19 protein-coding genes are annotated in these 24,989 nt (G+C 33.9%); all 19 read left to right on the forward strand.

The window, feature by feature from the left end; translation table 11 throughout:
- The first annotated feature begins 11 nt into the window (after positions 1-11).
- The 19 genes from G611_RS0106130 (at position 12) to G611_RS15725 (ending at position 24,942) form a co-directional block, all read left to right on the forward strand.
- On the forward strand, positions 12-1,181 hold the full coding sequence (locus G611_RS0106130; protein ID WP_028242873.1) for a glycosyltransferase family 4 protein: 1,170 nt from the start codon (positions 12-14) through the stop codon (positions 1,179-1,181).
- Positions 1,178-2,293: a glycosyltransferase family 32 protein gene (locus G611_RS15250; protein WP_051195113.1), complete on the forward strand. Its 1,116-nt coding sequence runs from the start codon at positions 1,178-1,180 to the stop codon at positions 2,291-2,293. The genes G611_RS0106130 and G611_RS15250 overlap by 4 nt, the downstream gene beginning before the upstream one ends.
- Positions 2,294-2,310: 17 nt before the next feature.
- Complete coding sequence (locus G611_RS15255; RefSeq protein ID WP_051195118.1) at positions 2,311-3,444, forward strand: hypothetical protein; 1,134 nt, start codon at positions 2,311-2,313, stop codon at positions 3,442-3,444.
- Positions 3,445-3,465: 21 nt separating this feature from the next.
- Positions 3,466-4,842: a glycosyltransferase family 4 protein gene (locus G611_RS0106145; protein WP_028242875.1), complete on the forward strand. Its 1,377-nt coding sequence runs from the start codon at positions 3,466-3,468 to the stop codon at positions 4,840-4,842.
- 5 nt (positions 4,843-4,847) lie between these two features.
- On the forward strand, positions 4,848-7,256 hold the full coding sequence (locus G611_RS0106150; protein WP_028242876.1) for a glycosyltransferase: 2,409 nt from the start codon (positions 4,848-4,850) through the stop codon (positions 7,254-7,256).
- A gap of 15 nt (positions 7,257-7,271) precedes the next feature.
- Positions 7,272-8,231, forward strand: coding sequence for a class I SAM-dependent methyltransferase (locus tag G611_RS0106155; protein ID WP_028242877.1), 960 nt, complete (start codon positions 7,272-7,274; stop codon positions 8,229-8,231).
- Positions 8,232-8,306: 75 nt separating this feature from the next.
- Entirely contained in the window at positions 8,307-9,167 is an 861-nt protein-coding gene (locus G611_RS0106160; protein WP_207636288.1) for a polysaccharide deacetylase family protein, read from the forward strand.
- Between the two features lie 4 nt (positions 9,168-9,171).
- Complete coding sequence (locus tag G611_RS0106165; RefSeq protein WP_028242879.1) at positions 9,172-10,557, forward strand: hypothetical protein; 1,386 nt, start codon at positions 9,172-9,174, stop codon at positions 10,555-10,557.
- A gap of 25 nt (positions 10,558-10,582) precedes the next feature.
- Positions 10,583-12,910 (forward strand): CDP-glycerol glycerophosphotransferase family protein, encoded by a 2,328-nt coding sequence (locus G611_RS15260; RefSeq protein WP_051195119.1) that lies wholly within the window; start codon positions 10,583-10,585, stop codon positions 12,908-12,910.
- Positions 12,911-12,922: 12 nt separating this feature from the next.
- Positions 12,923-13,942 (forward strand): FkbM family methyltransferase, encoded by a 1,020-nt coding sequence (locus G611_RS15265; protein ID WP_051195121.1) that lies wholly within the window; start codon positions 12,923-12,925, stop codon positions 13,940-13,942.
- A gap of 44 nt (positions 13,943-13,986) precedes the next feature.
- Positions 13,987-15,174, forward strand: a complete 1,188-nt coding sequence (locus tag G611_RS15270; protein ID WP_051195123.1) for a glycosyltransferase — start codon at positions 13,987-13,989, stop codon at positions 15,172-15,174.
- Positions 15,175-15,199: 25 nt separating this feature from the next.
- Complete coding sequence (locus G611_RS15275; RefSeq protein ID WP_051195125.1) at positions 15,200-16,540, forward strand: glycosyltransferase; 1,341 nt, start codon at positions 15,200-15,202, stop codon at positions 16,538-16,540.
- Positions 16,541-16,698: 158 nt separating this feature from the next.
- Entirely contained in the window at positions 16,699-17,760 is a 1,062-nt protein-coding gene (locus G611_RS0106190) for an ATP-binding protein (protein ID WP_028242880.1), read from the forward strand.
- Positions 17,761-17,798: 38 nt separating this feature from the next.
- Complete coding sequence (locus G611_RS15970; RefSeq protein ID WP_242824262.1) at positions 17,799-20,153, forward strand: adenylyltransferase/cytidyltransferase family protein; 2,355 nt, start codon at positions 17,799-17,801, stop codon at positions 20,151-20,153.
- Positions 20,153-21,262, forward strand: a complete 1,110-nt coding sequence (locus tag G611_RS0106200; protein ID WP_028242882.1) for a hypothetical protein — start codon at positions 20,153-20,155, stop codon at positions 21,260-21,262. The genes G611_RS15970 and G611_RS0106200 overlap by 1 nt, the downstream gene beginning before the upstream one ends.
- A 9-nt stretch (positions 21,263-21,271) precedes the next feature.
- Positions 21,272-22,234 carry a sugar phosphate isomerase/epimerase family protein gene (locus G611_RS0106205; RefSeq protein ID WP_028242883.1) on the forward strand — a complete coding sequence of 321 codons (963 nt, stop codon included), beginning with the start codon at positions 21,272-21,274 and terminating at the stop codon, positions 22,232-22,234.
- Between the two features lie 122 nt (positions 22,235-22,356).
- Positions 22,357-22,611 (forward strand): helix-turn-helix domain-containing protein, encoded by a 255-nt coding sequence (locus tag G611_RS14120; RefSeq protein WP_036948399.1) that lies wholly within the window; start codon positions 22,357-22,359, stop codon positions 22,609-22,611.
- Between the two features lie 75 nt (positions 22,612-22,686).
- A complete protein-coding gene (locus tag G611_RS0106215) occupies positions 22,687-24,525 on the forward strand; it encodes a hypothetical protein (protein ID WP_028242884.1) in 1,839 nt (612 codons plus the stop codon).
- A 204-nt stretch (positions 24,526-24,729) separates the two neighbouring features.
- Entirely contained in the window at positions 24,730-24,942 is a 213-nt protein-coding gene (locus G611_RS15725) for a hypothetical protein (protein ID WP_028242885.1), read from the forward strand.
- Positions 24,943-24,989 lie beyond the last annotated feature (47 nt).

The following is a 24,989-nucleotide window of genomic DNA, read 5'->3' on the forward strand; positions in this document are numbered from 1 at the left end:
GGATATTTTTTATGAAAATACTATCTGTTGCCTGGAATGTATATGAGAAGTGCAATAATGAATATAGGGTGTTGAAAAATGGTGGCTCTATTATGATTGCTGATATATGTGAGTTCATAGGCAAAAAGGAGGAAAGTTATTTATACGTAGGAAATATTGCAGTTCACGAGGATGTGCAAATAGGAGATATAAAACTTTTAAAAAATACCAGCTATCTCCCAGAAGTAAGAAATGAAGAAACAATAGATGAATGGCAAGAAGGGCTGATTAAAGAGCTTAATGAAATTATTGATTATTTAAAACCAGACATGGTTTTTGTACAGGGTGGAGGAGAGTTCACTTATAATGCATTAAATTTATGTATGAAGAAAAAACAAAAGAGTGCATTTGTTTGTCATTTGTATATAGGAGATAAACGAAAAATAATAGAGGGATATAAAGATAATGTTTGGGAAAAAAGAGTGTTAAGCATACCCGACCTTCAGATTATAACAGTTGGCAATGCGATGAAAAGTCGTATAAATAGAGAGCTGAAAATTGAATCTAGAAATATACATGTAATCGTTAATGGCACAAAAATAAAGAATGATAAGAATAACTATTTGGAGGATATACGTTTAAGAAAAGATAATAAAAAAATACTTCTTTGTTCAGGATCATTACAAGCACGAAAAAATCAGATACAAATAGTCAAAGCATTACAGTATGTAAGGAAAGATGTTTTAGAAAACATTTCTATTATATTTGTAGGAAAAGCACTAAAAAATGACGTTTATAGAAACCGTATAGAAGATGAAATAAGAAAGAATAATTATGAAGATATCGTAAGAATAATAGGTGCAATTGAGTCTGAAGAAATGAATAAGGTCTATTCAGAAACAGATGGATTAATAATGACTGCGTTGGCTGAAGGGGTGAGTTTAGTAGCATTAGAAGCAATTACATTTGGCAAGCCAGTAATAATGTTTAGCGATAACGAAACAGCAGCGGATGTGAATGATGAGCAAGCAGTGATACTAATAAAAGATCATTCAGATGAAAGCGTTGCTAGGGCTATTGAACAATGGTACGAGAAAGAATGGGATTATAAGCATATCATAGACTATTCTAAGAAATTTAAAATGGAACGTGTAGCAGATGAGTATATAACATACATTAATAATAAAGGTATCAAAAAATGATAGTTGTTTCTGAAAAAGAAGATTTTATTAAAAAAGCAAATGAATTTCCTGACGGAGTAATATGTATTGGCGCTGGGAAAAATGCGCATACATTGGAGAAAGTTTTTGGATTAGAATTTTTAGAAAAAATAGTCGTTTTTGTTGATAGGGACATCAGGATACAAGAAGAAGGAATAATAATTGGTGGTAAGAAAAAAAAGGTCATATCATATCGGGGGGCAAATGAATATGTTAAAGGTAGGAATGTAATTTTACTAATCACGGCAGTTGATTATATCGGGATTAATGAAGAATTAAAAAAATTTACTAATTTAGCTTTAAAAGAAACACATTGTCTTATATTTATTAATGGTTATGAACAAGAGAAAGAAGATTTACTTCAAAAGATTCCGGATAATTTAAGTATTTATTCTACACGACAAATACCAAAGATAATACATTACTGTTGGTTTGGTGGTTCACCTATTCCAGAGAAGAATTTAATTTGGATGCAGTCATGGAGGAAGTATTGTCCTGATTACGAGATTATACGATGGGATGAATCTAATTATGATATTAGAAAAGCAAAATATGTTTCAGAAGCGTATGATTCAAAGAAATGGGCATTTGTTTCAGATTATGTACGTTTGGATGTAGTCTACAATAATGGAGGGTTATATTTCGATGTTGATGTTGAAATAGTAAAGAATTTTGATGATATGCTTTTTCAAGATGCATTTGTTGCATTTGAGACACCTTATAGAGTTGCTACAGGTTTGGGATTTGGAGGGAAAAAAGGAAATAAAGTTATAGGAGAAATGTTAGACTATTATAATAACATTTCTTTTATTAATGATTCAGGAGTTATGGATTTAACGCCTTGTCCTATTCATCAAACCAGAGTACTTGAAAAAAGAGGGTTGATAAAAAACGGGGCATATCAGATACTCGACGGTATAACAGTGTTTCCGGAAAAAATGCTTACTGGCAAAAGTGCTAGTACTAAAAGAATAATGTTAACGGACTATACAAAAGCAATTCATCATTATGATGCTTCATGGCAGACTGAAGTGTATAAAAATAGTAGTAAATTACTAGAGTTAGATTTTGAGAGAAAAAATTGTAATTATTAAGCAAAGCGGGGGATTTTGTGGTTTGTAAAGAATGTGTGATATTGCTTACTGGAACGATTAATACATCTAGTAAAGTACCTTTTTTATCTTTAAGTAATGCTGATGAGAGAAGGACTCAGTATATAGATGCAATTAGATTTTATATAACCAAGAGTAAAGTGAAAAAAATAGTTTTTTGTGAGAACTCAGGAGAAGAATGTCCACCGAGCATTAAGCAGTTGGCTAAAAATCATAGAGTCGATTTTGAGTGGATTACTTTTAATGGCAATATCAAAAAAACAATTGAATATGGAAAATCATACGGAGAATCAGAAATATTAGATTATGCATTTGAAACCAGTTATTTGTTAAAGACAGCAAATTATTTTATAAAAATTACGGGTCGGTTATTAGTAAAAAATATTAATGTGTTGTTAGCAATGATTGGGGCTGATCGTAACTATTTTGATGCATATGGGGATAGAAATGTAGAAATAATAGATTCGAGATTATTTGCTATGAAAGTGGATGTCTTTCGTTTATTCTTTCAAAAACAATATATAACAAAAATTAATTATCAATGTAATTCGATTGAACAACTATATCCAAGTATTATAAAGGAATCAAATATTTCAATAGTGTCATTACCAATAAAGATTTGGTTTGAAGGTATGTCGGGAGGATATGGTGTTCCTTATTCGTCGACAACTAGGGAAATAATAATAAAATCCATAAGAAAATATATCAATTCATATAGAGGGCACAGACTGGTACTTGATAACACAAGAAATTGGCAAGGAGATATGCAACTTACGGAAGAGATATGGAATCGATATTTCATTCTGTTTTCAGGGAAAAGAGTAGCTATTTGTGGAATGGGAAAGATAGGGCGAAGAATTTATTCTATAGCAAGAAGAAAGTGCAAAAAGTTGTATTTATGTGATTCAGATTATAAACAAATTGGCAAATATGGAGGGCATCGGGTGTATTCATATGCCTATGTTTGTAATAAAAATGAAAACATAGATTATTACTTGATATGTGTAAAAGATGAAAAAAAATGTGAAACAATCAAGAAGCAACTTTTTCAAGAACTAAAAAATAGTGAAAAAGTTCATTGGATAATGGACTATATTGATGAATGTGAAACAATAGCAAGGTTTATCAATTAATAATATAAGTCTGAGGGGACAATGAAATTAGTTATATTCGGTATTGGAAATTTTTATAAAAAAAAGATAAAAGAATTATATGATATTTGTCCATCTGCAGAAATAGTTGCATTTATAGATAATAAGGCATATGGGATGAAAATGGATGAAATAGATATTTTAAATCCATTATGCATTAAAGAACTTACTTTCGATTATATTCTATTAATGAGCATAAGCGAAAATGCGATGGAAAAACAACTTGTTGAAATGGGGATATGTCTAAATAAGATTTTAACTTGGCAAAAATTTTTAAAGCTTAATGGTTATGGGAAAGCACAAATTGTAGGCAAAAAAGACCTAAAGAAGACAAAACAAGTTGGAATTATTACATGCCCAATGGGCTATAATGGCGGAAGTATAGCAGCTATGAGTTTAGCACTTGCATTAAAGAAAATCGGTTATGGAGTAAGCATAATCACAGAAGAAATAGATAATAAGCTTGTAGAAGAAATAAGTTTAAGTATTGAGGTAATAATTTATCCCAACATTTCGATTCTAGGAAGCGAGGAAATAGAATTTTTAAAAGATTACAATTACATTTGGATTAATACTGCTCAAATGGCAAATTATGCATATAAAATTGGAGCAATCAAGCCGACTATTTGGTGGATTCACGAAGGGGAAAAGGATTTTATTGAAAAGGGATATAGACAAATTGATTGGAGAGTAAATAAGGATAAATTAAAAGTAAAGGTATTTGCGGTAAGCAATATAGCAAAGGAAGAATATAATAAAGTATATAATAAGCAAAGTGTATCGATATTGCCTGTTGGCATTCCAAACACAATGAAAGAGGGGAATTTCTCAAAGAATAAAAAGATTGTGTTTGCAGTTATTGGCTCTATAGTAAAAATTAAAGCACAAGATGTTTTCCTTAATGCAGCGGACTTGATAAATAATAATGGTTACGATGTCGAATATTGGTTAATTGGGAAAAAATTTACAGATAATGAGTATAATTGTGTTGTAGAAAAGTTAATTAATAATGTGCGAGGAGTTCGATTATTAGGGGAATTATCAAGAAGTGAATTGAATTTAATGTATAAAGATATAGATGTTTTAGTATGCCCTTCTTTTGTGGAGTCATTAAGTTTAACAACTATCGAGGCTATGATGAATAATATACCAGTTATTGTTTCAGATGCGACTGGTATAAGTGAGTACATAAAAAGTGGTAAAGAAGGATTTGTTTTTAAAAATGGTGATACGAAGGATTTGGCAGAAAAAATGCAATGGTTAATAGATAATCCTTCGGAAAGAGGTGAAATGGGGACTAGGGCAAGAAAATTATATGAGAACCAATTCTCATTAGATGTTTTTGCTAATAATGTTGCCCATATTATGGAAGGAATGTAATTTAAATGAACAATCCCTTAATTTCAATTGTTACACCTGTATATAACAATAGAAAGTATCTTCCTTTAGCGGTAGAGAGTGTTATTAATCAACGCTTTAAAGATTGGGAAATGATTATTGTTGATGATGGTTCAACAGATGATACAGGTGATATAGCAGATCTAATGATGAAGCGTGACAGTAGAATTCGTGTAATTCATCAAGATAATCAATGGATATACGCAAGTTTGAATAATGGAGTTTCAATTTCACGTGGAGAATATATTTATTTTCTTAATTCAGATGATCGAATTATTGAAAATGCATTAGAAATAATGGCAGAAGCTATAAGCAAATATAATTGGCCAGATTTGATATGGACAGATGTGATTGTCAATATTCTTAATGACAGTGATGAATTGATTAGTCAATATGTTTTGTCGGGAGGAGTAGAAGATTTATATTGTGATACAAAGTATGAAGTACGTAGGAATTCAATTTTATTTCAGAGAAAGAAATTGTCTTTAAATCAGGCGAACTTATATAAAAGAAACATAATAAAAAATGTATCGTTTAGAAATGATGTTTATGGTGCTGATACACTATTTAATATTGAGTTATTGCCATCTATAGAATCGTGCGTCGTGTTAAAAAAGCCTCTATATTTATATTATGAGCATCAAAACAATAAAGGTAATGCTTCTGCAAAAATATATGGATACGAGAATAGTATGTTTAATGAGTTTTTTATTAATATGAAAAACGTATTAATAGATTTTAGTATGTTAACAGAGGAAGCATTATATGAATTATCAAATGAAAGAGTAAACAATTTCAAAGCAATAGAAGTAAAAAAAATAATAGAGTCAGATATTAGTTGCTCGAAAAAAATAGAGTGCTTGTTTTCAACCAATATAACTAAACCATTAATGGATGCAGTCATAAATATTAATGGTAAAGAAGATTTTGACCGCTATGTGTTAAGAAAGGCAGATTCAGTATTAAAGAACTATGCTCTTAATGATAAAGATAGAATGTATTTTGTAAGGGAGCTTTTAGATGCGATAACTAGTAGCACTATTACAGACGAAATATTATTGAAAGCGAAAAAAGCTGTTTATAACCCATTGAATGCTTTTAGAATAGGCGAGGAATACTATAAAAGACTCTTGATTAGAAGGAGAATAGAGGAAAACGTTAAAAAAGAAAAAGCAAAAAAAGTTCTTTGGTTAGGTAATATCGTTCTTCCCGAGTTAGCTGATATTTTATTGATTAAGCAAACAAATTTTGGAGGGTGGATGAGCGCCATTTGGCGATTGGTCAACAATAATAAGGATTATAGTTTCGCTATTTGCGTTCCAATCCAAAAAGCGGAAAACTGTAAAGATGGAGAGTTAGCTAGTAATAAATATTATTCTTTTTTAGAATGCGGGAAAGAAAATATTGACCAAATGGTTAATAGGTTCGAAGAAATCATTGATAATTACCAACCTGACATAGTACACATATGGGGAACCGAATATGTCCATACATATGCAATGATGTTAGCATGTGAAAATAAAGGCATTTTGGATAAAACAGTAATTCACATTCAAGGATTAATATCGCAATGTGGCGAGTCGTTGTTTAATGGATTGACAAGTGAAATGCGACATGATGATAAGCTTATGAAAAGTATAATTGATTACCAAAATAGTTTCAGAGAATCCGGAATATGTGAAAAAAAAGCGCTCAAAATGGCAAGGCATATTATTGGCCGAACACAATGGGATAAGGAGTGGAGTACGAAGCTGGCACCTTATGCACAATATCATGTTGGCAAAGAAATAATGAGAAATGAAATATATGCTGCTCAAGGAAGATGGAGAGTGGACGAGTGCAAACCACATACTATTTTTATGAGTCAAGCATCTTATCCATTAAAAGGCTTACATCTTGTATTGAAAGTATTTGCCAAGTTGAAAGAAATATATCCAGATTTAATGGTTAGAATTGCTGGAGTAAACCCACTTGATGCAAACAAAGAATATGGAGAATATATATTTGAGCAAATTCAATGTTTACAATTATATGAAAACATTGAATTCATCGGAAATTGTGATGTGTACGGAATGATTGAGGAGTATGAAAAAGCAAATGTTTATTTGCTGGCATCGACAATTGAGAATTCATCAAATTCTGTACAAGAGGCAATGATTATAGGAATACCAATTGTTGCTAGTAATGTTGGTGGCATACCATCACTAATTGAACATGGGCAAACAGGGTTCTTATATGATTTGGACAATTCAGAGATTTTGATATCACAAATAATAAAGATTTTTGAAGATAGTGAGATGGCAAAAGAGGTTTCAATAAATGAGATAGCGAAAGCAAGTTTAATTTCGGAAGAAGATATTAAAGAAAAAACTTTAAAACTATACAGTGAATTATAAAAAAATGGGGGATTTATGTATATTAGTAATGAAATAGATTGGATTAACTTCTTAAAGCTAAAAAATGTATATATTTGGGGATTTTGTGAAAAAGGTAAACAACTAGCTCAGAAATTTGATTATGAAAAAATAAAAGTTAAAGGATTTATTGATAATAATAAGGATAAGTATGGAGAGCACGAGGGATGGAATGTTTTCTCTTTTGAAAGTTATTTGAAAACTATAGATAAAGAAAATAGCATGATAGTAATTTGCAGTAATAAAGAAAGAGAAATAAAAATGCAATGTCTCCAGGTTGGGATAACTAATTTTATATCGGTTAATCAAGTTGATTTTGGTGGAGGTGTAGAGCATTATGATGAGCGTTATTTTGAATGGCAAAAACCGATGGGAGTATTTGGTGCAAAAGTTAGCTATAGAAGATTCAAACCTTACGTAAAGGATACTGATACGTTGGTTGAATTTGGTTGTGCAGGTGGATATCTGTTACAAGAATTTGAAAACAATAATAAAGTAGGTATAGAAGTTAATGATTTTGCAAGAGCATATTGCAGTAAGCAAGGGATAAAAAGCGTTAAGTATACAAACGAAATAAGTGATAATTATGCTGATATCATTATTTCAACACATGTACTTGAACATGTAGAACGACCTTTAGATGAACTGCGACAATTATATAGAGTGTTAAAAACAGGTGGCAAAATTGTGTTTTATGTGCCAAATGAATCATGCGATGTCGATTATAAAAGAAGTGATATAGATAATCATTTGTATACGTGGAATTGTTTGACATTAGGAAATCTTTTTAAAGCAGCCGGTTTTTTTGTTTATTCTGTGCAGAATATAAAGGAGGTATGGCCTAATGACTGGGAGGCTGTTGAGAGAGACTTAGGAAGTGATGTATTTGATGAACTATCAGTTATTAAGGGAACAGCATCAAATATAAATAATTGTTTGATAGTTGCCTACAAATAGTTAATCGAAGGGACGCTAATTGATATGCAAAGAAAAGTAATCGTACTATGCTACCATCGAATTAATACTCTAGATTTGGACAAAAATCTATTAGCTGTTTCAGAAGAAAATTTTAGAGAACATTTGCGATGGTTAAAAGGGAACTATGATATATTGAGTGCTGAAGACGATTGGGAGTCTGAAGGCCGTGATGCAGTTGTAATTACTTTTGATGATGGCTATGAGGATTTTTATATAAAGGCGCTTCCTATCATAGAGGAAATGAAAATCCCAGCTACAGTTTTTATTACTAATGGAAAAGATGTTTCAAATAGAATGATGTGGTGGGATGAACTTGAGTATTTAATTTATGATAGATACACACCTCCATATCTTCATTTAAAGGATGAAATATTTGATTATGAATGGTCATTGGATTGTAATGAAAATAAAGATGAATGTTACAAACAAATCCATTTTTTAATGAAAAATCTCATAAGTAGTGAGAAGCGGGAAGAATGGCTCAATCAGATGTGGCTATGGAAGAGGGAAAAACGCAGGCTGATTGATAGATATAAGATGCTTTCTGATGAAGAAATAATAGAATTATCAGAGAATCCTTATATAACATTAGGTGCCCATACACTAAACCATAGTGCATTAAAAAATAGATCTATAGATGAACAACAAATAGAAATTAAGGATTCAATTCGTAAGTTGGAAAATACTATAAGAAGAAAGACTACAGTATTTTCATATCCTTTTGGAGTATATGGTAAAGATTATGATGAGATAGCCAATGGGTATTGCGAGGAGAATGGAATAGAAAAAACATTTGCAACAAACTTTGGAGCTTGGAATCCAAAAGATGGATTATTAAATATAAAAAGAAACGGAATAAATAATAAAAACATAGAAGAATTTAAAGCCTATTTAAAGTGGATTGAGGAAGCATAGATAAATGGAAAAAATTTATGTTTTTGGTGGTGGAAGATTTTATAAGAATAAAGAAAAAGAACTAAAGCGAAAGTACGATGTACTCAATGTCTTTGATAATAATGCCAATGGTAATGAAGGAATTGTACAGCCAACGAAGGACTTGATTGACACAAGTATAGGGGTACTTTTAATGGTTAAAAATGCCTGGGACATTCTGTGCCAGTTGGAAGATTTGGGTTTTCCGAAAGATAAAATTTTTCTAGGTGAAAATGAAATTTGGGAGGATGATACAGAAAGTGAAAGAATTATAAAAGAGAATTCTTTCATTTTTTATAAATCAGGAAAAAAGTATCTAAAAGAGAGTATATCGAATACTGAATGGGAAATAACAGACAGCACTGATTACATAGATGCGAAAAATAAAATCTTAAGAATAATCTATTCATCTAGTGTAAAGATGATACAAAAGTTGAGCATTTATCCAGTTACTAGGGATTTTGGCACCAACCGAGGAAAAGCAATAGATAGGTTATTTATTGAAAAGTTTTTAAATGAGAATAAAAATCATATCCATGGCGATGTGTTGGAGATTGGTGATAACTATTATACCAGGACATATGGGACGAACTATGTTTCTCATATAATGCATGTAGAGGGGTGGGGCGATAACGCTTTTAAAGGAAATTTAGAGACAGGAGAAGGATTAACAGCTAATACTTACGACTGCTTGATACTCACTCAAGTACTCATGTTTATTTTTAATATAGGCAAGGTTGTCAAAAACATCTATGAAGTTTTACGAGATGATGGAGTTGCATTAATAACTGTTGCGGGAATATCACAAATATCGAGATATGATGCAGATAGATGGGGGAGTTATTGGAGATTTGATTATAACGCTTTAGAAAAAATGTTTATTCCATATTTTGGGGAAGAGAATGTTTCGATTCAAACGTACGGAAATGTAAAACTTGCGACAGCTATGATGTACGGTCTTTGCTGTGAGGAGCTAGAAGCAGATGATTTTTCATTAATTGATCGAGACTATCCACTTATATACACGATAAAAGTGAGAAAAAGCAGTAAACGCCAAGTCTTGAAATATATTGGAGAAGCAGAAGCCGATAAATATTTAAATGAAAAAAGCAATATTATTATATGCGGGGCAGGAAAACGTGGGAAAAAGGTATATGACCATTTAAAGCGAAGAGGGCTCAACGTAAAACTATTTACAGATATAAATAACCAAAACAGTGGGTCATTTGATGGAATAGTAATAATTAATACAGAAGACGCTGTTAAAGAATTCCCCGACTATGATTATATAGTAAGTGGTAATTATACAGAAGAAATCGCAGATGAAATAATACGATTAGGTGCGAAAAATGTGCATATTTGGCTAGATTAAATATCATCTTTCTAAGGAGAAGTGTATGACAGACTTCAAGCTTCACACCCCGGTTGTATTTATTATTTTCAACAGACCAGATTGTGTTAAAGAAAGTTTTGAAAGTATAAGAGCAGCCAAACCTGAAAAATTATATATAGTAGCAGATGGACCTAGATTTGACCATCCCGATGATAAAACATTATGCAAAGAGTGTAGAGATATTGTTAGTAATATTGATTGGGAGTGTCAAGTAAAAAGGATTTATTCTGATGTAAATATGGGTTGTGGAAAACGCCCAGCGACTGGGATAACAGAAGTATTTTGCCATGAGGACTCAGCAATTATAATTGAAGACGATTGTGTTCCAACTAATGATTTCTACATTTTTTGCCAGGAAATGTTAGAAAGATATAAGGATGATGAGCGCATTTTTTCTGTTTCAGGGATGAGTTTTGGGCTTAAGGATAATAGTGCGGATTATTATTTTACTTATTTAAATAACACTTGGGGATGGGCAACTTGGAAGCGAGCCTGGGAAGATTATGATTATGAATTGCAAGAGTATCCTAAGGTAGTTGAAACAGATTATTTATATAAACTATATAACGATAGAATGATAGCTAACTTTTGGTATAGATGGTTTGATGAATGTTATTCGGGGAAAATTACATCTTCATGGGACCATCAGTTTCTATTTAGCTCTTTTTTGAAAAAGCGGTTACATATATATCCAAGTTATAATCTGGTCAGGTATACAGGTTTTAATAGTGCAGCAACTCATTGCAATACTGTTGACGAAGATAGTAGATTAGCAATTGAAACGAATAAGACAGATAGAATGTGTTTTCCAATCAAGCATCCACAAAATATAGCAAGAAACAAAGATTTAGAAATGATTCAGTTGAAAGATTTGTTCTTTATAAAAGAAGAACCAAATCTTTTCAATATATTTTTAGGTGATTATATAAATCGTATAAGAGAATCAAAAAGAGTAATTATTTATGGAGCTGGAAATTGGGGTAAGCAATTTGGCCTAGAATTATTAGAGGCTGGAATTTCTTATTTTGAGTATGTAGTATCAAATAAGGAACAAATCACATCGGTTCTGGGTAGGCCATTGTATGACTTGGAAGGTTATACTAAGAGGACTGGCGATGTATTAATTGTTGCAGTAGCTGGAAAGAATCGTGACGATATAAAAAATGAACTATATAAAAGGGATATAAAAGAGTATTTGCTACTGAAAAGTGATGCTGAATATTATAAAGAAAAGTATGAATCAAAACCCTTAGATAAAAAGCGTGTATTACTAATAACATCTGTTGATTATGCAGGTCATGGTAAAAATATAGTTAAGAACATAATCAATCAGAGAAATGATATTGAAATTGGTTGGTATATAAAATCGGATACAGATATAAAGTTACTTGGTGTAGAAACAGTATCTGATAAAGATATTGATAGATATTATAAATACTTTTATGGAGCACAATATATTGTATCAGATACGGGGTGCACGAATTCAAGGCCTGGACAAATCTTAATCCAACTAAAACATTGGTCTAGTATTACCCTAAAAATGTTTGGCTATGATGAATTAAGATATCGTGGCGAAACAGATATTGATAAGTATGGAGTACATGGTTGGGATAATATTGATTATCTGCTAGTTGGTAGTGAATTTGACGAAAAAACGTGTCGAAGTGGGTTCAAGTATGATGGTCCTGCTATTTATGTTGGCTCACCTAGATCAGACATATTATTTGATGATGAATATGATTATTATGAAGTAATAAACAAGTATTCATTGGATAAGAATAAAAAATATATTTTATATGCTCCAACTTTTAGAATAAAAGAGCCAGGTTCGATTGATGGAATATTTGAAAATGAATTGGATTTTTCAGTACTTAAAGCTGCTCTAGATAAAAAGTTCGGTGGAGATTGGAATATATTGCTACGCTTGCATCCATTTGTAGCTAAACAAAGTAAACTGATTCCTAAACCAGATTATGTTATTGATTTAAGTGATTATTATGATGGGGAAGAGCTTGTAGGTATATCAGATGCATTGATTACAGATTATTCAAGTATCATGTTTGAACCGGCCTATATTAATAGACCAGTGTTTCTATTTGCACCTGATAAGGAAAAGTATTTATCTGAAGAACGTGGCTTTTATATAAATTATGAAGAGTTGCCATTTGCTTCTGCGGATACAAATGAAAAGCTTTGCAAAAATATCATGGAATTTAATAATGAACAATATTGTATCGGTTTGCGGAAATTCTTTGATAAATATGGGGTTCATGAGGATGGAAAAGCTGCAAAAAGAGCAGCAGATTTTATTTTGAATTTAATAGAAAAATAGACGGGGTTGTATATGAAAAATGAGTTTGATGTTATTAGAAAAATATATTCTAGATTATCTGATGACAAATCAAAACGGATATTTTGCAATAGACTAAATTACAATTTGAGTAATTCAAAAGAAGATTTATTTAAGTTAGTTAGTGAAGCAGAGGGGTTAGAGAAATTTCCGAAGCAAATATGCAAAAGTAATAATATTTTATTTGGTGCAGGGGCTCGAGCGCAGTCATTATTGGCATTTTATAGTGATGAGATTATAGCGCTAGTTGACAGTGATACATCTAAACAAGGGAGCTATATCTGCCAAAAACCTATACTATCTCCTGATGTATTAAAGGAGAAATATCTAGAGTCGAATATTATTGTTGCTAATACTTTTAACTCAGAAGAAATAGTGAATCAACTTTATGAACTTGGAGTTCAAAAGGAAAGAATCATAAATATCGGTGAGAGTTTGAATGAACTAAATCGTACTCAGTATTTCGGGTTAAGAGAATTGTCATGCGAAAAGGAAGAGGAAGTATTTATAGATGCTGGTTGTTATGATGGTGTAACAGTTCAGTACTTTTTGAAATGGTGCTCTAGTAAAGATTACAAGATATATTCTTTTGAACCAGATGACGAAAACTATAAAAAAATATGTGATAAGCAATGTGAAAAATGGGAAATAATAAATAAGGGATTATGGGGGAGTACACGACAACTGAGTTTTAATTCAAATAGCAATAGTAGTCGAGTGAGTACAAATGGAACTGGCGATACAGCAGTTGAAGTTATATCACTAGATGATTTTATAAGAGACAAAAAAGTAACATTTATAAAAATGGATATTGAAGGGGCGGAATATGAGGCTTTGTTGGGAGCAAAAAGAATAATAATTGAACAAAAGCCTAAATTGGCAATTTGTGTATATCATAAGCCAGAAGACATTATAGATATTCCTCAGATAATATTAAGCTTTAATCAAGAATACAAATTGTATCTAAGACATTATTGGGCTACTCCTTATGAAACAGTATTATATGCAATATAAATCTATTACGTTATATTAAATCGTATGAGTAAATAGGTGACACAATGACAAAATTAGTAAGCATAGTTGTACCAGTTTTCAATACCGAAAAATACATAAATAGATGTATTGATAGCCTATTAAATCAATCATATTCAAGCACGGAAATAGTGCTTGTGGATGATGAGTCTAGTGATAGGTCTGGGGTTATATGCGATGAATATGCGTCTGATAATAGAAATGTTGTTGTCTATCATAAAACAAATCAAGGGGCTTTTTCAGCTAGAAGGTATGGAGTAGAAAAAGCAAATGGTGAATATGTAGTTTTTGTAGATTCTGATGATTATGTTGAAAAGGATTATGTACTGAATCTAGTAAATAATATTGGTGAATGCGATGTGTGTACCAGTGGCTGTATTTGGGTAAACATAGATGAATCTAAACATATTGAAACAGATAATTTCAAGGAAAAGATCTATAAGGATGAGTCTCTCAAGGATGTTTATAAACATATGATATTCAATTATGGTAGACCAGAGGATTATTATAGAGGGATTCTTACTTATATGGTATGTAAGCTGTATAAGAAAGAGTTGGCATTGAGCATTTTCAGTAAACTAGATGAAAAAATGCAGTTTTGTGAAGATGGGCAATTCGTATTTACGTATTTATTAAATAGCAAATCTATCAGCATAACACATGGGGCTTTCTATAATTATTGCCATAGAGCTGATTCGATTACACATCAGAAAATGAATCATTATTTGGATAGTCTTGAGCGGCTATATAATAGCATTTTAAAACAAGCTCATGATAATGAATATGAAAGTGAAATCAAAATACAAATAGAGGAATACATTAATTATAGATTAAAGCTTGCACCTCATTACATGCAGTTTTCCTGTGTAAAAAATAGGCCAACTTATGAATTTCCTTACTGGGGAGATTTTGAAGGAAAAAGAGTTGTTTTATATGGAGCAGGAAATATCGGAAAAGATTACTATAGGGAAATAATAAGTGTTGATGAATTCAAATTAGTGGCATGGGTGGATAAAAACTATGAGCAAATAAGATATCCCGCTGTTCCAGAAATAATGGAACCAGAAATTATTAAATCGTTGAATTATGATGCAGTGATTGTAGCAGTTGGGGAAAGCCAGTATGAATCATCGATTGAAGATTTGATAAATATGGGTATTCCAAGGGATAAGATTTATTGGAGAAAACCAAATAGAATAAGATACTATGATTAATATGGTAGGTTAGTAAGGGGAGTGTATGAAACTATCAATTTTAGTGCCAATATACAATGTATCAAAATATTTACCGGAGTGCTTGGATTCTCTGCTGGCGCAGACGGTGTCTGATATGGAGATAATCTGTATTAATGATGGTTCTACTGATAATTGTAAATCTATTATTGAATCATATGTTAGCAGAGATTCTAGATTTAAGCTGATAGATAAAGAAAACACAGGGTATGGAAACTCATTAAATATGGGACTTGCAGCAGCGCAGGGTGAATATATTGGTATTGTTGAAAGTGATGATTACATTGATGCTGGCATGATGCATGACCTTTTATCTGTAATAGAAAAGACACAGGCAGATGTTGTGAAGTCTGACTATAAATATTCTAGTTTCGATGATTCTTTGGACAACAAGAAAAGCAATAATTTAAGGAATCTTCCTGTTGATATGGTGTTTAATCCGTTAAAAGAACAGGGGATATTTTTGGTTGGGCAGTCTCTTTGGAGTGCGCTGTATAGAAGAGATTTCTTGAGTGATAACAATATAACCTTCCATGAAACCCCAGGTGCATCTTTTCAAGATGTATCTTTTGCATTTAAAGTAATGACAAATGCTAAGAAAATATATTTAATCGATAGAGCATATTATCATTATCGTGTTTCAAATCCTAATGCTTCTATGAAGATGGATAATAAACTAGATAAATTGTGCTCTGAGATTAATTACATAGAGGAGTTTATAGGTCAAAGAAAAGATAGGAAAGCGTTAGAACCAATTCTGTCAAGATTGGCATTTAGGATTTTATATGAAAATTATCAATGGGCAGTACCGGCCTACCAATTTGTCATGCTAAACGAACTTGCCAGTCGTCTTCGTATATACGAATCGCGAGGAGATTTTGCTGCAGATATATGGGATGATGAATCGGTAGCCACTGCAAAAGAAATAATAGTTGATAAAGATGCATTTTACAAAAAAACAGGGAAAAAGATTTTTGATAGCAGACTGTGGCAAGGAACTATGAATGCAAGCGTGTATAAAGATGCGATACTATCAAAAGCTATCCCATATGAGAATATAGTTTTATATGGAGCTGGCGTTGTAGGAAGCAAGATTAAAGATGAATTGCTGAATAGGGGAGTTCAAAAATCGCAACTCACATTTGCAGTAACATCAAAATCCGATAATCAAGATGAAAAAGATGGTATACCGGTTAAACAAATTGATGAGTTTAAAGGTAGTGGTGAAAATACTATTTTTATTATCACTGTAAAAGAGGAAAAACAGTATGAAATGCTTCAAAATATGCAGAGACTGGGAATAGAAAATGTTTTATTTTTAAGTGACGAGGTGAGGTATAGCCTATGAGAATCATTGACATCCTCGAAAGGCTTTTATAAAATAAAAACAAAATTATAAACCATTATAAAAGAAAGTGAACAAATGGTGGCAATTATAAACCGTAATAAAAGAAATCTATAATTATAAAATAGATATTGTATTGAGTATCGCTAAAGGGAGGATGTATGCAGAACCCATTTACAACCACGTTTTCAAAGATACCTGAAACATATATTTCTACTGAACAAGAACGTGAAATTATAGATAATTTTTCATATGAAAGACCCTCTGAGTCTGTATATAAAATTACAGGGGTTAGAGGATCTGGTAAAACAGTACTTCTTGCAAAGGTTGAGGAAGAGTTTAAAAAAGATTTTAGAAAAAAAGAAGGATGGTACGTGTTTAGAATATCTCCAGGAAGAGATATGTTAAGCCAGCTGGCTACTTATATGATAGAAGAGAAGCTTATGCAGGTTAAGGCGTTGAAAGCCAGTGCAAGTGTATCTGTACCATCTATTCCAGTTGGAATAAATATTACTAAGGCAGATGAACAGTATTCTGATATTGGAATAAAAATAGAAAAAGCTCTAGAATCTGCTACGCAAAAAGGGAAGAAAATTCTTATTGGAATAGATGAGGTTTCTAAAACTGATGAGATGCTAGTATTTGCACTGGAATTCTCCAAATGGTTACGTGCAGGCTATAGCATTTATTTGGTTTGCACAGGTCTCTATGAAAACATAGAACAATTATACAACGTGAAAAATCTTACCTTCTTCAGACGTGCAACAACTATAAAAACAGAACCATTAAATGCCGTTAAGATGGTAGAAACCTATAGGCGTGAATTAAAAATAGACTTAGATACTGCCAAAGAACTTGTAAGATTAACAAAAGGATATCCATATGCCTTTCAAGAACTGGGAGTTCTATATTTTAAGAATAGTAAGCTAGAGAAATTAGACAGGATTATTTCAGATTTAAAAGAAGAATTGTTTGCATATTCTTATGAAAAGATTTGGGAAGAGATGTCTGAAGGTGATCGAATCTTTTGCAAATGTCTTATTGATAAAGATGAAAATACTAGGGAAGATATAATAGAAAAATTAGATAAGCCAACTAATTATTCAGTATATCGTTCCCGTTTGTTAAAAAAAGGAATTATCAAGAGTAAGACAAGAGCAGTATCGTTGGCATTGCCATTTTTTGCTGAATATATAATAGATTATGGGGATTTTGAATTATAAAAGAGTTTATGATTAATATGGTATAGGCGGGAGCGAGTATGAACACAACAGATTCTGTGCGCGATTTGGCCCGTGGCCTAATCAGCTGGTATAACTTTAAAAAGAATGGAAAAGCACTTCTAATCACAGGGAACTTCCCTGCCTTTGAGGTGCTTTTTTCTGTATTTGAGGATGTGGGAATAAAGGCGGATGTTGTGGATATCCCACGTCTATCACAGGTTAGTGGTGGATATGATTATGTGGTGATTGCAGCAGGCTTGGAAAGTACTGTAGAGCCAAGCAAGCTGATGGCTGCTGCGGCGGCCAATCTGAAGGATGATGGTACGCTTTTCCTAGCCACTTTTAACCGCTTCAACCTGGGGCAGTTCCTTGGGGATAAGGATGTAACAACAGGTCATGTGTTAGATGGCATTGATAACTATGCGCAGGTAAGTGAAAAGAGAATGAAGGAAATTGGCGGCCATAGCTATTCTAAGGTGGAGATTGACGAGATGGTTGCAGCAGTGGGGATGACAGCACCTCAGGTATTTAGCGTATTCCCAAGTCTTTTCAGGCCTCAGATTATGGTGCGATACGGCGAAAAGCCGAACGAGCGATTCGACGCAAGAATCCAGGGAATGTACAATTCTCCTGAGACCCTATATCTTAATAAAAACAATCTGTATGATGATTTTATGAAAAATGATTTGCTACATCAGATGGCAGATGGATATTTGTATATTTGCAGCAAATCACAGGCAGGGGGCAAAACAGAACAAACAAATAATTTAGACGATATCCATGAAATCACTGTACAGACAGGCCGCATTCCACAATCTGCCATGGCAACTATCGTATATACGAATAAAGTAATAAAGAAAAATATGTATCCAGCGGGAGCTACTGCTCTTCAAAAAATCGATGATAATGCCAAATATCTTAGAGCTCATGGAGTACATGTTGTGGAAGGCCAGCTTACAGAATCAGGTTACGAAACCTCATTTATAAAGGGACAGATTCTAACAGAATACCTACGTGACATTCTTATAAATGCAGGTCGTGAAGCCTTCTTAGCCGAGCTGTCAAAGTTTAAAAATATATTTGAAAACTCATCACGCCACCTATCCTACGACGAGGTAGACTGGACCAAGTTTGATCCATATTGGGAGAAGCGAAAGTTAGACGATCCAGAGCTATACAAATGGCGGGATTTAGCAAACGGCACAGCTGAGGACAAGGCAGCCATAGGCATCATCCTGGAGCGAGGCTACCTGGATTTGGCGCCAATCAACTGCTTCATGACAGATGATGGCCCGGTATTTTTCGACCAGGAATTCTATGTGCCACAGATTCCAGCAAACGCCATATTCCTAAGGCTGATAGAGGTGGTATATGCATACTGGACAGAGGGCTATCGGCTACTTCCAATGGATGAGGTGCTGGATTATTTTAATCTAAAAACCAACGCTGAAATATTCAGGCTGCAGGTTAGCAAAAATCTTATCGATTTCATAAATGACCAGGAGCTGGTTGCCTACAATAGAAAGGTCAGAGCGGATTACAATACTATCGTTAACAATCGTTTTAGGATGGACTATACACAGGACCAGTATGAAAAGTTATTCACTGATATTTTCAAGGATGTAGAGGGCAAGAAAATCTATCTTTTCGGCTCTGGTGATTATGCGAAAAAGTTTATAGAAAAATTTAGAAACGAATACAAAATCGCCGCCTGCATCGACAACAATAGGAGCAAATGGGGCACTGATGTAGAGGGCATTCCAATCTGCTCGCCAGAGACTTTGGTAAATGAAACTGAAGGCTACAAGGTTTTCATTTGCATTAAGTTTTATGATGATGTGCTTGCCCAGCTTAAAGATATGGCCATTCCTAATATCGCCGTATTTGACCCAAGGCTGGATTATCCAAGGCCGCTTAAGCATGTGGCAGAGGCCACCGAGGGAAAGGCAGCGAAAAAATACCACATCGGCTATGTGGCAGGGGTGTTTGATATGTTCCACATTGGTCATCTAAATCTGCTGCGCCGTGCCAAGGAGCAGTGTGATTATCTGATTGTTGGAGTGGTTACGGATCAGCAGATTATGCATAACAAAAAGACCAGGCCCGTGATTCCTTTTGAACAGCGCTACGCCATAGTGCAAGGCTGCAGATATGTGGATGAGGCGGTGACGATTCCTGCCGACAACGCCAGCACGGAATATGCTTATCGCACCTACAGATTTGATGCCCAGTTTTCCGGCAGTGATTATGCGGATGACCCAAATTGGCTGGCAGTGAAGGAGTGGTTGCATCAGCAGGGCAGCGACCTGGTATTCTTCCCATACACAGAAGAAATCAGCTCCACCATGCTAAAAGGCCAGCTTAGAGATTCATCACAGGAAGAGGAAAAATAATGAGAACGATTTCTACAGGCACATGTTTTACAGAAAAAATATCAAACTCATATAAGGAACGCAGGCAGGCTGGGTTTAACAACTTCATGCTGGATTTCGACGCTTTTAAGACCGAGGAAGTCCTTGAAGGTGAAGAGGATATACGTTATCTTTGCGAAGGATTTGTTAATCAATGCAAGGCCGATGGCATAACTGTGGAGGTGGCAAAGGCACCATCATTTGCATATGAGCTAAAGCTTTATCCAAGAGCAAGGCTTGAGGAATTGTTTTTCCAGTCATTTGATGTGGCTAAGGCATTGGGGTGCAAAGCTATTATAGTGAATCCTTACTTCGTGGATGTTAAAAATCCAATGACTGATGAAGAGGCAAAGCTATTTTATGACTCATTGATTCCGTATGCTCTTAAATCGGATGTTAAGATTTTAATTCCAAACCAGCCAACTCTTTATAATGGCAACATTTATAGAGGCATTCTTTCAGATAAATACCAATTTGTGGAATTTATTGATTCACTAAATGAAAAGGCTGGCGGTGAGCATTTTGGAATGGTTCTTAATACAGAAGTCGTGAATGATTTGGGACAGCGATTATCTGAGTTAATTGACCAGTGGGCTGCCTTGATTGATATAGTGGACATGAGCGAGCAAGATAATCTGAAGTATTTGATATTGTCACTTCGTAAATGCGAATTTGACGGCGGCGTGATGATTGACAGAGATAGAATATATTGGAAAGTACCAAGCCCGCTTAAGCCTGCCTATGTGAATTACACAAAGACATTAACGGATTATATAGATTGGCAAATCAACCTTGAGAGGACAATTCGTAAATACGATAGTAGAGTGTTATTTGGTGCAGGAAATATGTGCCGAATTTATATGGAAAAATTCGGAGAGAATTATCCACCTGCATTTACCTGCGACAATAATAGTGGAATATGGGGAAGTGAAGCTTTTGGACTTCAGATTAAATCGCCAGAAGCTTTGAAGGAATTACCAGCTGACACTGCAATCTTCATCTGTAACACCTTTTATGATGAAATCACTGCCCAGCTTAAAGCTATGAACATACCTAATCCAATAGAGAGATTTAACGACGAGATATTGTAAGGAGTGCCTATGTTTGACATTGGAGTACAGACAAAAAATGTAGTGAGGGATGACAATCCACTAGAGGGCTTTATGATGCTACGGGATGCAGGTTTTACCTGTTGCGATTTCAGCCTAAACGCCTATCTATATAACAAAAATATTTACGCCGGTGATATCAATCCCTTCTTCGACAAATCTGTGGAGGAGCTTAAGGAATTTTTCACGCCCCACAAAGAGGCTGCAAAGCAGGCTGGCATCTGCATCAACCAGATGCACATGCCATACCCAATCCTTGTGCCGGACGGCGATGTGGGCATGAACAAATATCTTTGGGAGCAGGTTGCACCAAAGAGCATGGAAATCTGTAAATTTCTAGAGTGCCCAAACATCGTTATACACGGCGTAAAGCTGATTCAGAAGCTAGGCAGCGAAGAGGCGGAATGGGAAAAGACTGCGGAGTTTATTGATTCTATAGCAGGCTTTGCAGCAGAAAATCACATCACAATCTGCATCGAAAATCTATACAACAGTGTCAACGACGGCAAATCTACCCATCTAGTGGAGGGGCCATGCTGTGACGCCAGAAAAGCCGCTGCCCGTATCGATGAGTTCAATGAGAAATACGGTTCAGAGGTCCTTGGCTTCTGCTTTGATATCGGCCATGCCAACATCGTAAAGTTGGATTTCTATGATTTCCTCAGAACACTTGGTCCACGCTTAAAGGTTCTACATCTTCATGATAACGATGGAATTGCAGACCTACATCAGCTCCCATTCACCTTTACAAAGACTAGGGAGAACACTAGCTCTACCAACTGGCCAGCCTTTATCCAGGCACTGAAGGACATAGGCTTTGAGGGAGTGCTCAGCTTTGAAACAGCCCCAGTGCTTACATCTTTCCCTGAGGCCATGAAGCCTACAGTGCTTAGATTTATCAGGGATATTGGGGAATACATATCGGACGAGCTGGAAAAATCAATGTTTTTCTAAAATAAAGTGATTTTTTATTTAATTTAATCTAAAATTACACTAAAACAGTGATGAATTATCATGTGTCAACCATAAATCTATCTAGATTGATTTTAAGATGTTGCAATAAGGAAGGAATTAAAATGCTAGATACCACAGAAAAACAAGTTGAAACTCTGAAAAAACTCAGAGCTAAACTAGGATTAAATAGAACAGAATTTTCTAAGTTAGTAGGTATACCGCTAAGAACCCTAGAAGAGTGGGAAGCAGGTAACAGAAAGATGCCAGAGTATGTACTCAGATTTCTTGTATATTATGTTCTTGGCAGAAATGTGTTATTTAAAGACAAGGATGCTGAGTATATAGATATGACAGAAATAGAAGATTTGTATAGATAAAGACTTGCATTTTGTACCTCCATGTAATATCATAAACCACGCAATGAGTGGCTATCGATGTTACATGGAGGTTTTATGTTGCAAGATTATTTTGACGAAAGATATTTAGATTGTATATATTTTACGAACAAGAATCTCTGTGGCCCTAGAAAATCAGGGAAAACGAGTTGGTTAAGGGCCATAATGAATTATTATTCAAAGGAACATCCAATACTTTTTCTTGATTTCTCTGACTGTATGGTCACAAGCTATGATGATTTTATCCGTTACCTGGCTCGGAAAATGGCTAGCTTGTATATCGAGATAATAATTCCAAAGATAAATGAGTTAACTAATATTTGTGAATTAGAGAATTGTCTAGATATTGTTGAAGGAAATCCAGGGGAATTTTTATTAAAAAGTAGTTTATTTGATCTAATAGGATTACTGGATTTTAGGATAGGAAAAAAAGAAGATAGACCAATGATATTTGTAGATGATATCGCTAATCCAGTTATGTGTTCAGTCAAGTATGGCTTTTATAATCAAGTTAATACATTTTTTGAGGAATTCTTGGATATTGATCACTACGAACTTACTGGTGGAATATATACCACATCATTTGCACCTCCTAATGTGGATGTTGATTATACATATAAATATATCAGTAACAAGGCAGTGAATGGTGTAGAGGTCTTATTTAAATATTGTAACGATAACAATATATATTTAGAACCAATCAATCCAGATATTGTTAGTTGGAGAGGTGAATTTCCCAATAAGATTAGCTTAGTTGAATGTTGTGATGAATACTTTAGATGTATTGATTTGAAAATAACAGAGCCAAATCCGGAAGTATGTTTTGACGAGGCTCTTAGCCAAATAATATCGGAAAAAAGAATATGGATAAAGGCTGAAAAAGAAAGGATAGAAAAAGCAAAAAAGGAGTTCGAAGAAAAAGAGAAAATTGAGTACGCGGCTTCATTTAAAGGATTTGAGCAGGTACCATCAGATTTTGCAGGTGTTAGAGGGCTACCTGAATTAGAAATTGATGATGACAAAGTTGACAAATTAAACAGTTATCTCAGAACGCTATATGATAGCAATAAATCTACTTATGACTGGTCGATAATCTATGATAAAATTCAGAATTTGAAACGTGAAGAAAGGTTGCAGTTCGATTCAACAGAAATGTTGGTCAGGCTAAAAGAAATCGCAGATTCTATTACAAACATCAGGTACTGCAAAATCAATGTGGATGATAGTTATTGGGCGCGATTTGAAGCACAATATAAAGAATGCCCTGAGGATTGTGCTGATATTTCATTGGTTAAGGCATATTTGACAGTAGTTAGAATTGAACAGCTAGGGGTGGTATTTACAGATATCGTTACATATTTATTAAATTGTTGCCATACAATGTTTTATGCAAAAGTTTCAAAAGTAAAGCGAGATGACCAAATCTGTTTGTGGGTTAATCGTGAGGATTTTCTATTGCTTGAGCAATATGTTTGCAAGAATGATGATATGTTTTGCACCCCACTTCCTTTTGTAGGCTATCGTGGGAAAATTGGCATTAGTAGAGAGTTTTATGATTGGACGAGTCATAATGCTGTACAATCCAAATTGATAAGCAATTATTTTAATGTTATAGATACAAGAGAGAGCATAAATATAATGGATATGTATTCGCTCTATATAGCAGCATGGAATGGAGATTTACCAGAAGGTCATCTTTTTTCAAAAGAATATAAGAAAAGTAATGCTCAAGAACTGATAATATTGCTAGAAACTTTTAGCATATTAACCGGTAATGCGTGTATAGATAATAATCATATTCTTATGAATGGAGATAAAAGTCTATGGTGTGCTCTCGGAAGAGCAGAAAATTGGTGTCAGTTAGATAAATATTTAGCTTGGTATAGGCAGAGATAATGGAATGGGATTGTTTAAACACGCCATTTGCTTCGGAATACGAAAGGAGGATGCGCTCGTTATGGCAGAAGTTAGATTAATTAACAATCTAAAGGGCATACTTTACTTTCTAGATACCCCCTTTTAGATTTTGAAATAAAGGATAGAGAACTTATAAAGGCAGATGATTTAAGTGGCCATCAGTTATATCCATATGAGCTTGCGATGCTTGGTGTTTCGTATGGTAGCTTTGTTAGATTTTTTCAGCGCCGCACCATAAGGGAAGGCTGTATGTTTTATCGTGAGCATCTAAGGGCGCTTGGCATGGATAAGATGGATTTTGACTTATACATCAGGAAAAACAATGGTAACAACCATCTGGATAACTATTGGGTGAAGTTTGAGGATTTTGGCGCAACTAAATTTGCAGAATTGTAATGATGCAGGCTTTACATCAGCTTCCATTCACCTTCACAAAGACCAAG

The sequence above is a fragment of the Pseudobutyrivibrio ruminis AD2017 genome, from assembly GCF_000424305.1.
Lineage (GTDB): Bacteria > Bacillota > Clostridia > Lachnospirales > Lachnospiraceae > Pseudobutyrivibrio > Pseudobutyrivibrio ruminis_B.

Excerpts from the sequence above, each read along its gene's own strand:
- G611_RS0106130 (WP_028242873.1), top strand. The coding sequence starts at position 12 with ATGAAAATACTATCTGTTGCCTGGAATGTATATGAGAAGTGCAATAAT.
- G611_RS15250 (WP_051195113.1), top strand. The coding sequence starts at position 1,178 with ATGATAGTTGTTTCTGAAAAAGAAGATTTTATTAAAAAAGCAAATGAA.
- G611_RS0106145 (WP_028242875.1), top strand. The coding sequence starts at position 3,466 with ATGAAATTAGTTATATTCGGTATTGGAAATTTTTATAAAAAAAAGATA.
- G611_RS0106150 (WP_028242876.1), top strand. The coding sequence starts at position 4,848 with ATGAACAATCCCTTAATTTCAATTGTTACACCTGTATATAACAATAGA.
- G611_RS0106155 (WP_028242877.1), top strand. The coding sequence starts at position 7,272 with ATGTATATTAGTAATGAAATAGATTGGATTAACTTCTTAAAGCTAAAA.
- G611_RS0106165 (WP_028242879.1), top strand. The coding sequence starts at position 9,172 with ATGGAAAAAATTTATGTTTTTGGTGGTGGAAGATTTTATAAGAATAAA.
- G611_RS15260 (WP_051195119.1), top strand. The coding sequence starts at position 10,583 with ATGACAGACTTCAAGCTTCACACCCCGGTTGTATTTATTATTTTCAAC.
- G611_RS15265 (WP_051195121.1), top strand. The coding sequence starts at position 12,923 with ATGAAAAATGAGTTTGATGTTATTAGAAAAATATATTCTAGATTATCT.
- G611_RS15270 (WP_051195123.1), top strand. The coding sequence starts at position 13,987 with ATGACAAAATTAGTAAGCATAGTTGTACCAGTTTTCAATACCGAAAAA.
- G611_RS15275 (WP_051195125.1), top strand. The coding sequence starts at position 15,200 with ATGAAACTATCAATTTTAGTGCCAATATACAATGTATCAAAATATTTA.
- G611_RS0106190 (WP_028242880.1), top strand. The coding sequence starts at position 16,699 with ATGCAGAACCCATTTACAACCACGTTTTCAAAGATACCTGAAACATAT.
- G611_RS15970 (WP_242824262.1), top strand. The coding sequence starts at position 17,799 with ATGAACACAACAGATTCTGTGCGCGATTTGGCCCGTGGCCTAATCAGC.
- G611_RS0106200 (WP_028242882.1), top strand. The coding sequence starts at position 20,153 with ATGAGAACGATTTCTACAGGCACATGTTTTACAGAAAAAATATCAAAC.
- G611_RS0106205 (WP_028242883.1), top strand. The coding sequence starts at position 21,272 with ATGTTTGACATTGGAGTACAGACAAAAAATGTAGTGAGGGATGACAAT.
- G611_RS14120 (WP_036948399.1), top strand. The coding sequence starts at position 22,357 with ATGCTAGATACCACAGAAAAACAAGTTGAAACTCTGAAAAAACTCAGA.
- G611_RS0106215 (WP_028242884.1), top strand. The coding sequence starts at position 22,687 with ATGTTGCAAGATTATTTTGACGAAAGATATTTAGATTGTATATATTTT.
- G611_RS15725 (WP_028242885.1), top strand. The coding sequence starts at position 24,730 with ATGCTTGGTGTTTCGTATGGTAGCTTTGTTAGATTTTTTCAGCGCCGC.